This window comes from Devosia polycyclovorans (assembly GCF_042181575.1).
GTDB lineage: Bacteria > Pseudomonadota > Alphaproteobacteria > Rhizobiales > Devosiaceae > Devosia > Devosia polycyclovorans.
This window is the reverse complement of the sequence record NZ_CP170082.1, coordinates 1,447,349-1,460,855: the sequence shown is the minus strand read 5'-3', so window position 1 is coordinate 1,460,855 and position 13,507 is coordinate 1,447,349. Positions and strand designations below refer to the sequence as shown.

Genomic DNA, 13,507 nt, shown 5'->3' with positions numbered 1-13,507 from the left:
TTTTCAATTGGGCTTGCGCGCCACCAGATCGACCAGCGCGGAGATTCCGCTATGGCGATTGCCTTCGGCCAGTTCGGCGTCGTAGCTGCGCAGCTCAATAATATCGAGCGCGGAGAAACGATCGGCCAGCAGCTCTTCGGTGTAGAGCTGGTCGAGAATGCCTGGTCCGCCCGTCTTGTACTGCATCTGCCTGGGGCCATAGCCTTCGACCAGCAGCAGGCCGCCGGGCGCCAGCGTCCGGATCATGCCCGCAAAGATGGCATCGCGCATGGCCGGCGGCGCAAACTGGAAGAAGATGCCGGCCACGACATCAAACTCGCCCTCTGGCCAAGGATAGTCCTCGATATCGGCCAGCTCCGTGGTGAGGGCCACGCCGCGCTTTTCGGCAAGCCGTCGCGCCTTTTCAAGGCCGACAGGCGATGCATCGACAGAGGTGACCGCCAGCCCCTGCTCCGCCAGCCAGACGCCGTTGCGGCCCTCGCCGTCGGCGACCGCGAGCGCATTGCTGTAACCAGCCAGCCGCTCCCGCTGCGACGCGAGGAATGCATTGGGCGCCTCACCGAACACGTATTCGTCCGTAGCGTAGCGTTCGTCCCAGAAGCTCATGGCCCCCCGCGATTAGTAGTCTTTTTCGAAGAACACGCCGATGCTGGAATTGCCATCCTGGCCAGCCGAGCCCTGGATGGTCAGGTCGTCGGTCACATCGAGATTGATCGTCACCTTCGACTGGCCATTCGCCCCGACCGTCGCGCCGAGATAGACATTGTCCTGGATATAGGTCCCCGCCTGCACTCCGACATTGCCATCGTCATCGGTGACCACGTCAAGATCGGCAAGGCCCGCGGCGCCGCGTAGGCTCTCCACCAGCCCGCCGCCACCGCCGCCACCAACCAGTTCGGCCGCCGCCGCCGCCAGTTGCGCCAACTGGATCGGCGACAACTCGCCCATCGAACGGTTGAAAATCAGCCGGCTCAGCACCTCGTCCTGCGGCAGGGTCGGATTGGAGCTGAAGCTGATATCGGGTGCCGAGGCACGCCCCGACAAGGTCACGAAGACGGTAATGCCATCGCCCTCGGTGCGCGCCACGAAATTGAGCTGCGGGTCGAGATCGCCGACCAGGGTCACAGTGCCGGTCTCAAAGATAACGCGCTGCCCCAATATCGATAGCCGTCCGCGGATAAGATCAAAGGCGCCTACCGGCTGTACATCATTGAGTGTACCGGTCAGGCGTACCGATCCGCCGACCTCCGCATCAAGACCGCGACCGCGGATGAAGATCTGGTTGGGCGCGTTGACATTGATATCGAGCTGCAATTGCGGTCCGCGACCACCCGCGGCGACGCCCGTACGCTCATTGATCCGGGCCCGATCCAGCGTCTGATGCACATCGGCAGGGGTGCGCCTGTGCTCGACACCGATCAATTGCGCACCGCCACCCAGGCCCTCAGGCACGGTAATATTGGCCTGCTCAACGAACACATTGCCCGCCAGCAGCGGCGCGCCGGTCAGATTACCAGTCAGGTTGAGGCCGCCGGACAGGGTTGCGACGAAAAGATCGCCATCGGCATAGCGGGCCGAATTGATCTGCACTGCCAGATTGACCGGAAGAGCTGCTGTAAGGCCGACCGTGCCCGATGCAGACACATTGCCACCGGTCGCCAGATTGGCCGTCACGCTCTCGATATCGGCATTGGTGCCGTTGAGCGCCACCCGCCCGGCAATGCCGGTAAGGCGCAGATTGAGCTCGGGATCGACATATTCGGCGCCATTGGTCGACGCGCTGCCGGTAAATTGCGGGCTGGTGAGACTGCCGCCCACCCGCGCGTCAAAATTGACCGTGCCGGAGACACGCGCACCACGATCCGCCACGAAGCGATTGGCCAGCGAGAGCGGTGCGGAGCCATTGAGCGCCACGGAGAGACCATTGCCGGTCAGCGGCACCCGGCCCGATCCGGAAACGGCCAACCCGCCGCTGCCATTGGCGCTGAGACTGTCGAGCGTCACCACCTCGTCAGCAAAGCTGCCCGATGCGTTGAAGGTCAGCGGCGCAATGCCGAATGGCGCAATGGCCGTGGCGCCGATGCCGCCGCCGCGCACTTCGAAGGATATTTGCGGATCATCGGCCTGCCCCGACACAACAGCCCGGCCATTGAGCGTGCCGGACAGACCCAGATCGGGCGCCACGGCATTGGTGATTGAAAGCGGCAGTTCGGCAATATCCACCACCATGTCGAGCGCCTGCCCGGCCGTTCCAGTCGCCGTGATGCTGCCCGAGCCGACATTGAAGCGTAACGCATCGAGCGAGACGCTCTCACCCTGCACCATCAACACCGCCCGATTGGCAAGCCGCGCCGTCAGGCTCCCCTGTTCCAGACTCGCGCGATCCAGCGCCAGGCGATAACCGCCATCCACCGGGCTCAGTGCCCCGGCAATATCAAGATCGGTGCCGGTAGCAAGGTTCGCCTGCGCATCAAAGCTCGTGGTGTCACCCGACTGTCTGGCGCGCGCACTCAGCGCATCGACCACGACGCCGCCGGCGACGAGATTGCCAGCCGTGGCGGTACCGTTGACCACTGGAACACCGAACAGGTCTGACACGCCTGCGGTGATATCGGCCCGACCAACAGAGATGTCATTGATCCGCAGTTCGGCGACATTGGCCGTCACACCGGCCCCCTGCCTACGATCCTGCGGCGTCAGTTCAACGGCGGCATTGACCGCACCCGAAGCATCGGTCAGCAGCAGTGCCGCAGCCAGCGAAACATCATTGGCTGCCACGTCCAGTCGACCATCAATGAGGCCGCTTTCAACCATGCGCGTCAGGTCACCGGAGATCCGCGTACCGGCAATTTCAAAGGCGATACCAGACAGCGCCTGCATTTCGGCATCGGTCTCGAAATTCGTCTCCAGCGTGGCGCGATGGCCGTCGAGCATGGCAGCGCCTGTAACGTCGCCGCTAAGCGAACCCTCGAGCAGAGTCGCCGCCACACCCAGCTTGGCATCACGCAAGGTGTAATCACCCAAAGTGCCGTTGGGTACCTGAGCGTCCAGCACCAATACCAGCGGATCTTCGGACGCCGTCAACCGGGCCGACCCGCGCACAGCCAGCGCGCCACTCGCCTCCTCGGAAATCAGTCCCAGATCGCCGAGATCGAGGGCAATATTAAAGTCGGCGGCATCGCTGGCATAAGTGCCGTCGGCAGCGAACTGCACCTGATTATTGGCGATCCGGAAACCATCCGCCCTGATCCCAGCTTCTGTTCGCGCAAGCCGCCCAGAAAGATCAACCCGACCCGCGAGCAGCGCATCAGCCGTGGGATCGTCGATCTTCAGATCCGTACCGGTGCCGTCAAACACCAGGTCAAACCCACCTGATAGCGGGAAAATCTGCCCATCGGCCGTCAACTCCAGCCCACCCGACAGGGCGCGCTCGGCCAGTGCGGAGAAGGGCGCGATGCTCCGGGTCGCCAACCTGATCTGCCCATCGAATTCGGTGCCATCGATCTCACCAGCCATGGCCGCCGTCAGCGCTTGGCCGACAATGCGCAATTCGGCCAATTCGATCGGCTCACCGGCGTTCCACAGCCCCGCGATGCCGAGCCCGACACTAGTACCCAGTGCCGCCTCAACGCCCGGATCAGCCGAAATGCCCGACACGGCGCCATCGCCATTGAACGTCACCATGCGGCTGGCCGGATCGGCCAGATTGCGCGCCACCCCGCCAATGCCCAGCCCGAAGGTCTGCGCGTCGAAACCATCGGTTTCCAGGCCTTCGACGTCGGCGCGTGCCTGCCACTGCTCGCTCGCTTCAGTGCCGAAGCTGACACGGATTTGCCCACCCTGCACCACGGTTGAACCACCCGGCACCGGCAGGGTCACCTTGTCGCCCTCCGGATCAGCAATGGTGGCGGTGAGGTCCAGCAGATTGAGGAAGTTGTCAGCCGTCGTCTGCGCTCGCGCAGTCAGCCCGAGCTGTCCGCCGCTCAGCGTCACGTTGGAGATATCCAGCCCGCCTGCGCTTCGCACAAGCGCCTTAGCGGTCAGCCTGGTGTCGGCACCGAAGAAGTCACGATAGGGCTCCGCGATCAGGGTCGACAGCGGTCCACCCAGATTGGCGTTGATGGCAAAGCCCTCCGCCTCCTGCGCAATGGTTGCCGTACCGGCCAGCGCGGTCTGGTCATTGGCCAGCAACTGCATCTGCGTGGTCAGGTCCTCGACCGGCCCCTCACCGTCCAGCGTCAGCGTCATCGCCGGCCGGTCCTGAATGTTCAGCAGGTTTGCCAGCACCCCATTGGGCGGCTCGACCAATGACAGGCCCAGATCGACACTATTGCCCTCGCGTAGATAGACGACGTCCAGGTCCAAGGTCCCGCCGGGGCCGTCGAGCCGCTCGATATCGAGCACCGCATCGAGATTTCCGCCTTCCAGCGTCATCGAGCCATTGAGCGCAATCTCGGAACCCAGTCCGAACACGCCTTCCCCAAAGGTCACGCTGGGTATAGCCAGTTCACCGATCTGGATCGCGACGGGAAACTCGGGAATTTCCAGCGCCCCAGCCTCGGGCGGCGGCAAATCCACCGCCCCTTCCACCGGAATGGCATTGCGAATGTATTCGATGGATTCGGCGCGCAGGGAATTGACTTCGAGCCGCCCGCCAAACAGCGCCGCCTGGTTCCAGTTCAGGCTCGCATTATTGACCCGGAGCCAAACGCCTTCGGCATCCGAAATGGTGATCTCGCGGATCGAGACATCCGACCCGAGAATGCCGTCAATATTGGACAGGCGGATCTGCCGTTCGGGCGTCGAAAGCTGGCCTTCGACGAAGCCGGTCAGGAAATCCTTCTGCTCCTCATTGTTCATGTCCTGTGCAACCAGCGCCACTGGCACGGCAGCCGGCGCCAGCAGCAGGGCCGCGATCATCAGGCGGCGGCGGGCAATTGCGGAGAGACCAGCCATCAGAACGCCTGCCCGATGCCGGCATAGATTGCGTAGTCGGGATCGCCCGCCCGGCGGTTGAGAGGCACCGCCAGATCAAGCCGCAACGGCCCCAGACCAGTGTAATAGCGCACACCAATACCGGCCCCGAGCCGCAGATCCTCAAGGCCCGGGAACCTGTCGGCCGCCACATAGCCACCATCGACAAAACCGACCACGCCGATATCGTCTGTCACCTTGGCGCGCGCCTCGAGCGAGCCTTCCAGCAGATAGCGCCCGCCGGTGACGTTTCCCCTGCCGTCATCCACACCGATGGACTTGAACGCGTAACCGCGCACTGAGCCGCCGCCGCCAGCAAAAAACAGCTTGTCGGGCGGAATATCAGCCAGCGCCGGGCCGACAACCGCCCCGGCCTTCAGCCGGCCGGCCAGGACATAGGGATCGTTCTCGCCAAATCCGAAATAGGTGCGCCCCTCGACCACCAGCCTTGCGCCCGGATTACTGCCGCGCAGGTCGAAATAGGGCTCGATATTTGCCGCAGCGTACCAGCCCTCGGTGGGGTCGATGCTGCTGTCGCGACCATCATAGATCACCCCGGCGTAGAGCCCGGCCGTGTGAAAGTCGCGCGTACCGAAGGCATCGTCGAAACGCGCAATCTCCACGCTCGCCCCGCCTTCAAAGGTCAGCTCGTCCGAGAAGAACCAGCTCAGCCCCACTCGGCCACCGGCAGAAGTCTCAGTATATTTGGGATAGATGGTTCGTTCGGCCGAGATGGTCGCGACCAGATCGACGTCCGGATGATAAAACCCAGGCTTGGTGAAGGTGCCGCCGATGAAATAGTCGAACTGGGCCGTATCGAGCGGCCAGGCAATGCTGGCCACCCGCGCGTCGAGCCGCAACCGCTCGGCTTGCCCGAAGAGGTTCCGCCAAAGATGGTAGCCTTCAAGGCCGAGCCCATCGACCGTGGAATAGGTCGCGCCAACGCCAAAGCGCCGCCCCGGCAGTTCCTCGACGATCAGCTCATAGGGCAGCAAGCCGTCGCTGCCGATGCTCTCGGCTGCTTCCAGCCGTGCCGCGCGGAACACTTCGAGCCGGTCGAGGCGTTTCTGCGCGCGACCCAGGTCATCCGGGTCATATTCCTGGCCGACTGCCAGGCCCGTCTGTTGCGCCACGAAGTCTGGATTCATTCGCGTCGTGCCGCTCACCCTTACCGGGCCAAATGCAGCCAGACGCCCCGGATTGACGGTAATGGTCGCGGCCACCGTATTGGTGGCATGGTCGGCAACCACATCGCGCGAGGCGATCTCCGCCTTGGCATAACCCTGCTGCCGCCAGGCCTCCAGCGCCAATTGCTCGGCCCGCAGGATCACTGCTGAGCGGGCAACCTCGCCCACGCCATAACCGCGCAGAACCGGCAGATCGACCTGATCATAGGGGTCCGCGGTCGGCGGCGCCTGATTGACGATGGCCACATCACCGAAGCGGAACAAAGGCCCCGCGGTCACGGCAATGGTCACATCGACCGGATCGGGCAAATCGGTGTCGGGCGGCAGGCTCGCGGCTTCACGCCCGGCGATGCGGATGCTGACCGTCCCGCCATAATAGCCCTCGCCATAGAGCGCGGCCAGCAGGCGCCGATAGTCTCCCCGCGCCTTGGCGATGAGCCCGGCCGCGCCCGAAGCTGGCTCGGCCTCGTCGGCCAAAAGAGCCGAGGCGTTGCGCAACGCCGCTTCCACCGCCCCACCTTCGCTAGAGGTGAAAGTCACGAAATAGGGCTGCGGGTCCACGATCACCGCATCGGCGTCGACCTCGGACTGGTCCTCGAAAAACTTGATTCCGAACAGCTCAAAGCCGTTAGCAGGCATCGCCGCCGAGACCGACACGGCCAAGGCGATGCACAAGGCGCCAATACTCGTTACCAGACGCGCGCTTTGCAGTGGTCTATCCCGCCCTTCTACGCTTCAACCAAACCGGGCTGAAACCAAGATTGCCGCATGGGCGGAAAGATTGCGTTAATCCTGCCGCGCCCCATTTCACTCCGCCGCTCAAAGGGCGGAGATTTCATGGCGAGTTTAGGGCCGGACCGGGCAGGCGCCTACCCTTTGCATTGAATTTATTCGATTTTGATCGAGGGGGCGTGGCCCAATTGCACCACACTCATTCCCGCGCCAGCGCCTCGACCGGATCGAGCATGGCCGCCGAGCGAGCAGGCATGAAACCGAACACGACGCCGATGACACTGGCCGAGATGATCGCCAGCACAATGGATTCGGTAGAATAAGCCAGCTGCGCCCCCGAAACGATTGCCGTCAGTCCCTGCCCCAGGGCAAAGCTCAGCGCCACACCGGCCGCGCCACCGGCAAAGCAGACCAGGATCGCCTCGATCAGAAACTGCCGCATGATATCGCTGCGGCGCGCGCCCACAGCCATGCGGATGCCGATCTCTTTGGTGCGCTCGGAGACCGATACCAGCATGATGTTCATCACCCCGATGCCACCCACCACCAATGAGATCACGGCAATGGTGGAGATCAGGATGGTCAGGGTCGCTGAGGTCGACTGGATCGTCTCGCGGATCGTGTCCGTGTTCTGCAGGAAGAAGTCTTGCGTGCCGCCATGCAGCCGCGTCAGCAATTCGGCAATCTCCACCTCTGCCTGTGCGGTGTCGTAGTCGTCGGCGATCCGCACCGCGATGGAGTTGAGCCAGCTCTGCCCCAGAATGCGGCTCATGGCCGCGGTATAGGGCACATAGACATTGGCGCTGTTGCCGCCCGGCCCGAAGCCCGAACTGGTTTCCACCACCCCGATCACCCGCACTGGCACCTTGCCCAGCATGATGACTTCACCAATCGGGTCTTCTCCATTGGTGAAAATGGCATTGACCGCGTTCTGATCGATGACCGCTTCCTGCGCCATATTGGTGATACTGTCCGACCCGAAGCCGGAACCGGCGGTGAACGTCCGCCCGTTGACCTGGAAATAGTCTGCGCCAACGCCAGTCACCGCGGCATTGCTGGCCGTGTTGCGATAAAGCGCGGTGGCATTGGCGCTGACCTGTGGCGTCACGCTGTCGGCATAGTCCTGCTCGGCGAGCGCTTCGGCATCGGTCGGCCGCAGCGTGCGCACCCGCCCCGAGCGCATGTCCCCAAAGCCGGTCCCCGGATAGACGTTGATGGTGTTGGTGCCGATCGAGGAAATATTCTCCAGCACGGTCTGCTGGCTCCCTTGCCCTAGCGCGACAACGGCAACCACTGAAGCGATGCCGATGATGATGCCGAGCATGGTCAGGAACGTCCTGAGCTTGTGCGCCCCCATGGCTCGCAAGGCCATGCGCAGCGCTTCACTGGTACGTTCCAGCCCCCGCCGCCAGCTTGCCGCTGCCTTCATCACAGCTGTGGCCTTTTCGACCCGACGCGGCTCGACATTGTGCCGATCGGCAATGATCTCGCCATCGGCAATTTCGATGACCCGTTCCGCTTGTGCGGCAATCTGCGGATCATGGGTCACGATAATGATGGTGTGGCCATCGGCGTGCAGCTCCTTGAGCAGGGCCATCAATTCCTTGCCCGAATGGGAATCCAGCGCGCCCGTAGGCTCGTCAGCCAGAATGACCTCGCCGCCATTCATCAGCGCCCGCGCCACGCTGACGCGTTGCTGCTGTCCGCCCGAAAGCGCATTGGGCCGGTGGTCTAGGCGCTCGCCCAGCCCCAGCCGCGTCAGCAGCGCAATGGCCCGCTCGCGTCTGGCCTCGGCATCGACACCGGCGTAGACGGCCGGCACTTCGACATTTTCGACCGCGTCGAGATCAGGCAACAACTGATAGCGCTGGAAAATGAAGCCGAAATGCTCGCGCCGCAACGCCGCCAGGTCGTCGGCATCGAGCTTGCTGACATCCTTGCCGGCAAAGCGGTAGCTCCCCTCGGTCGCGCGATCCAGGCAGCCAAGAATGTTCATCAGTGTCGACTTGCCCGAACCGGACTGGCCGATGATGGCGACCATTTCGCCGCGATGGATCTCCAGATCGACGCCTTTGAGCACGGCCACCGATTCCGGACCGGCCTTGAAGCGCCGCACCAGACCCGTGATCGAGATGATGGGCTTTGCCGAAGCAGGGAGAACCTGCGTATCGACGCTGTCCGTGGGGGTGAAGACGCGATTCATCGGCTTGTCCTAACGCCTGGGTCCGCCGCCGCCGAGCCCGCCGGGGCCCCCACCAAACCCGCCGGGCCGGCCCTGGCCATCCTGTCCGCTGCTGGCGAGGCGGGTGCCCGTGCCATTGACAACCTGGTCACCCTCTTTGAGGCCGGAAATGATCTCGGCATGGATATTGTTGTTGAGCCCCACTTCAATGCGCGCGGGGCGGACTTCCTCATTGGCCGGGTCGTACACCATAACCACGGTCTCGCCCTGCGGGCCTCGCCGGGCAACCAGGCTCGACGGTAGCGTCAGCACGTTGCGCGCCTCGGCCAGCACAATGGTCACCGATGCCGTCATGGAGATGCGCAGGCGGTGATCGGGGTTGGGAACCTCGAACAACCCATTGTAATAGATCGCGCTGCCCGAACTGCTTGTGTCGCTGGCGATGGAGGTCGGCGCCGGTTCAATTTCGCGCAGCGTCGCCTCGATGCGCTGATCCGGCTCGCCCAGAATGGTGAAGTAGACCTTCTGCCCAGGCTGCACCTTGACCACATCGGCTTCCGAAATCTCGGCCTTGATGACCATGGTGTCCAGATTGGCGATCTTGGCGATGGTCGGGGTAGCCGAATTGGCGTTGAGGGTCTGTCCTTCCTCGACCAGCAGCGCCACCACCGTTCCGTCTGCCGGAGCCACGATCTGTGTGCGCGCAAGATTGAGTTCTGCGGACTCTACGGTCAGTTCTGCCTGGGAAATTTGCGCATCGAGCTGGTCAATCTGCGCCTTGGCCTGCTCAACGGCGGCCTCGGCCGTTTCCAGATCGGATTGGGAGACGATACTATTGGCGCTTAGCTGCTGCTGCCGAGCCAACGCGGCTTCTGCCTTGGCGAGCGCCGCCTCCTGATTGCGCCGCTGCGCCTGAATGCCAGCGAGCGCCGCTTCCGCCGATTTGACAGCGTTTTCCTGATTGAGGCTATCGATTTCGGCGATGAGATCGCCTTTGGCAACATCATCGCCCAGGCGCACATGCACCGCCTTGATACTGCCCGACACCTCGGCCCCGACGCTGACCAGCGCGCTCGCCTCCAGTACACCCGAAGCCAGCACCGTGGTCTCTATGTCGCCGCGCCCAACCGTCACCGTATCGGGCGTCGTGCTGGCCTGGGTCGGGGCCCAGAAGTACCACCAACCTGCCCCGGCGCCACCGGCCAGCACGATCAGAACAAGCAGAATTTTAGCAAAGCGCTTCATGGCCAGGAACAGCCTCAATAAATTCGGTATCCTTTGGCCATACGCCCAATAGGCGGCAAATTCACGTTAGCTATGGGCAAGTCGCATTAAACTTTGGAAATGTTGACGAGGCCATGAGCCGCGGTCCACCTTGCGCCGGCCTACGTAAACCAATGCCTGCCAGGACCACCCATGTATCCGCTGCTCGATCCCACCCGCTTTGTCGTCTTCATCACCGGTGCCACCTCCGGTTTCGGCGCCGCCGCCGCCCGCCGCTATGTGGCCGCTGGCGGCAAGGTGATCGCCACCGGCCGTCGCGAGGATCGCCTGCTGGCCCTGCGCGACGAGCTTGGCCACGAAAAATGCCACATCATCCCCCTCGATGTGCGTGACCGCGCCGCCATGGAAGCAGCCATCGCCGCCATTCCCGAGCCCTTCAAGAACATCAACATCGTTCTCGCTAATGCCGGACTTGCGCTCGGATTGCAGCCGGCAGCGGAGGCCCTGCTGGAAGACTGGGAGACCATGATCGACACCAACATCAAGGGTCTGGTCTACACCGTGCGCCTGCTGCTGCCTGGCCTCATCGACCGCGGCGGCGGCCATGTGGTGACCCTTGGATCAGTGGCGGGTGAATTCGCCTATCCCGGCGCGTCGGTCTATGCCGCGTCGAAGGCCTTCGTGAAGCATTTCGCTCTCGCCATCCGCTCGGATCTGCAAGGCAAGAATGTCCGCGTCACCGATATTGAGCCGGGCCTGACCGAAACCGAATTTTCCGTGGTCCGTTTCAAGGGCGACGAGGACAGGGCAGGCAATGTCTACGCCAACACCAAGGCCATGACTGCCGAGGACATCGCCGAATCCATCTTCTGGGCCACCTCGCTGCCCGAACACGTCAACGTCAACAAAATCCAGCTCATGGCCACCACGCAGGCCATCGGCGCCTTCGACATCTATCGCGAGCAATAGGCTAGAGCCCGAGGAACCGCACCGTATCGGGATCGACGGGGATGCCTTGGGCGCGCCGTCGGTCCATCTCTTCCCATTCCCGGTCACCCGGCGCCATCACGCGCCCGCCCTCGCGCACCGCGGACCCGCGCAACGCCGCCAGATAGGTGGTGATCGCGGCCCCAAAGGCGGCCCGGCCGGCGAACTTGTCCGGGTCGATCACCAGCACAAAATGGCCCATATTCCGCGGCGTCGAAATATCATCGCCGCCATACATGGGAATGAAATCGGGATCGAGCGTGGTGCCGGTGAGCAGCGCCGAAAACAGCGTTGCCACGCCGGCCAATGCCGCGCCCTTGTAGCCGTAATCCGTCCCCCCCAGCGGCAGCAGCATGTCGGCTTCATGCGGGTCGGTCGTCATCTCGCCATCTGGGGTTGCTGCCACGCCCGCCGGCAATGCCTTGTCGAGCGAGCGATGCAGCAGGACCCGGTTGAGGGGAATGGAACTTGTCGCCATGTCCAACAACCAGGGCCTGGAACCGGGCACGGGCGCAGCGAAGGCCAGCGGGTTGGTGCCGTGAAATTTCTGCGCGCCATCGAATAGCGCCACCATGGAATCGGTATTGGTGGTGGCAAAGGCAATGAAACCCTGCTCAGCGCCTGCGAGCGCGTAAGCCCCCGCCGCGCCCAGATGCGAGGAATTCTTGATACCCACCGCACCGACGCCGGCCTCCCGGGCCAGTTCCATGCCCACCTCGACGGCCTTGTAAGCCGCGTAATGTCCCAACCCGTCATCGCCATCGACCATGGCGCTGCCTGCACCGCGCTTGTCCACGCCAAGCTGCGGATCCTTGCTGAGCCGCCCGCCGCCCAGCATCCGGCAATAATGCTCGGTCAGCCGCACACCATGACTGTCGATCCCCACCAAAGAGGCATGCAACATGGCTTTGGCCGCCGCCGACCGCGATGCAGGGCTCGCCCCCGCCTCGGCCAGACGTTGATCGACGCGCTCGGCCAGCAGGGTTTCGGCAAAACGGGGGGCTTCACTTTCCACGACACATAATCCTCTTAGACCTCATCCTGAGCCTTTTGATGTGCACCATGCGGGCTTGGCGTATTCCGTGTCTACCATCATGCCCAAAGCGCATGGCCCATACCCAACTTTGTGCTGGCACTGACCACACACCGGGTTATGCTTACCTCACACAGTTGAGACGACCCCATGCCGAACGCCCCCGATCCGATCACCCGCAATCTCTGGCACGTCGTTGCCGCCACCGAGGAACTGCCCATTGGCATTGTCGAAACCACGCTGCTGCTCGACACTCCCCTGGCGCTGACGCGCGGCAATGATGGCGAGCCCGTCGTCTGGCTGCGCAGCGATGAGGCGCAAGGCGACGAGATTGACGCCGACACCATCCTTGAACGCCTGCCCGTCCGTACTGCCTATGGTTATACCTGGACCTGTCTTGGAACGCCGTCGTCCGACCTCTTCCCCATTCCCGAATTTGCCGAGCCCGACCGGGTCAACATGAGCTGCGGCTCCATTGGCATCCACGTCTCGGCCCCGCGTGCCGTGGAGAACTTCCTCGACATGGGCCACTTCCCCTACGTCCACACCGATATTCTGGGCTCCGAACCGCATACTGAAGTCAAGGAATACGACGTCGAAGTGTCCGAGGAGCGCGACGAGGTGCTGGCCACCAAGTGCCGCTTCATGCAGCCGCGCGCGGCCAAATCGGCCACTGAGGCAATGGAAGTGGAGTATGTCTATCGCGTGCCGCACCCCTTCTGCTCGGTGCTCTACAAGTCCTGCCCCGAAGATGAGAGCCGCCGCGACGTGATCGGCATTTTCCTCCAGCCCATGACCGAGGAACGCTGCCGCGCCCATCTGTTGCAGTCGATGATCGATTCGACCTCGACCATTACCGACCTACGGCGCTTCCAGCAGACCATTTTTGGCCAGGACAAGCCGATCCTGGAAAACCAGTATCCCAAGAAACTGCCGCTCGACCCGCGCGCCGAAACCCCGATCCGCGCCGACAAGAGCGCCATCGCCTATCGCCGCTGGCTGAGCCAGAAGGGCATTGCCTACGGGGTGATCCCGCAGGCTTGACGCCGAGCCGAACGGCAAAATCGCTCCGGTGGAGCGATTTTAGGCGGCGAGGCCATGAGAGCTATGCTTCGAATGGCACGAAGCCCAGGAGCCACCTGCTCCCCCTCTTCTCATCAGGGAGAGGGCGTCCAAGTCCCGTACGCC

8 protein-coding genes are annotated in these 13,507 nt (G+C 63.2%); 2 read left to right on the top strand and 6 right to left on the bottom strand.

Translation table 11 applies throughout. The features are described 5' to 3' along the window. Window positions 1-3: 3 nt before the first annotated feature. The 5 genes from ACE4RL_RS07345 to ACE4RL_RS07325 all read right to left on the bottom strand — a co-directional run bounded on the left by ACE4RL_RS07345 (window position 4) and on the right by ACE4RL_RS07325 (window position 10,320). Entirely contained in the window at window positions 4-606 is a 603-nt protein-coding gene (locus ACE4RL_RS07345; RefSeq protein WP_375599848.1) for a class I SAM-dependent methyltransferase, read from the bottom strand. 12 nt (window positions 607-618) lie between these two features. Beyond that, window positions 619-4,956, bottom strand: a complete 4,338-nt coding sequence (locus ACE4RL_RS07340) for a translocation/assembly module TamB domain-containing protein (RefSeq protein WP_375599847.1) — start codon at window positions 4,954-4,956, stop codon at window positions 619-621. Further along, complete coding sequence (locus ACE4RL_RS07335) at window positions 4,956-6,800, bottom strand: autotransporter assembly complex family protein (RefSeq protein ID WP_375600251.1); 1,845 nt, start codon at window positions 6,798-6,800, stop codon at window positions 4,956-4,958. Before ACE4RL_RS07335 ends, ACE4RL_RS07340 begins: the two co-directional genes overlap by 1 nt. Before the next feature lie 292 nt (window positions 6,801-7,092). After that, window positions 7,093-9,096, bottom strand: coding sequence for a MacB family efflux pump subunit (locus ACE4RL_RS07330; protein ID WP_375599846.1), 2,004 nt, complete (start codon window positions 9,094-9,096; stop codon window positions 7,093-7,095). Between the two features lie 9 nt (window positions 9,097-9,105). Further along, complete coding sequence (locus ACE4RL_RS07325) at window positions 9,106-10,320, bottom strand: efflux RND transporter periplasmic adaptor subunit (protein WP_375599845.1); 1,215 nt, start codon at window positions 10,318-10,320, stop codon at window positions 9,106-9,108. Window positions 10,321-10,491: 171 nt separating this feature from the next. Between ACE4RL_RS07325 and ACE4RL_RS07320 the strand changes: the two genes are divergently transcribed. Continuing rightward, window positions 10,492-11,268, top strand: coding sequence for an SDR family NAD(P)-dependent oxidoreductase (locus ACE4RL_RS07320; RefSeq protein ID WP_375599844.1), 777 nt, complete (start codon window positions 10,492-10,494; stop codon window positions 11,266-11,268). 1 nt (window position 11,269) lies between these two features. Here the strand turns inward: ACE4RL_RS07320 and ACE4RL_RS07315 are convergent, their stop codons facing one another. Beyond that, complete coding sequence (locus ACE4RL_RS07315; protein ID WP_375599843.1) at window positions 11,270-12,301, bottom strand: Ldh family oxidoreductase; 1,032 nt, start codon at window positions 12,299-12,301, stop codon at window positions 11,270-11,272. A 168-nt stretch (window positions 12,302-12,469) separates the two neighbouring features. Here ACE4RL_RS07315 and ACE4RL_RS07310 point away from each other — a divergent pair, with 168 nt between their 5' ends. Continuing rightward, window positions 12,470-13,363, top strand: coding sequence for an aromatic ring-hydroxylating dioxygenase subunit alpha (locus tag ACE4RL_RS07310; protein WP_375599842.1), 894 nt, complete (start codon window positions 12,470-12,472; stop codon window positions 13,361-13,363). Window positions 13,364-13,507 lie beyond the last annotated feature (144 nt).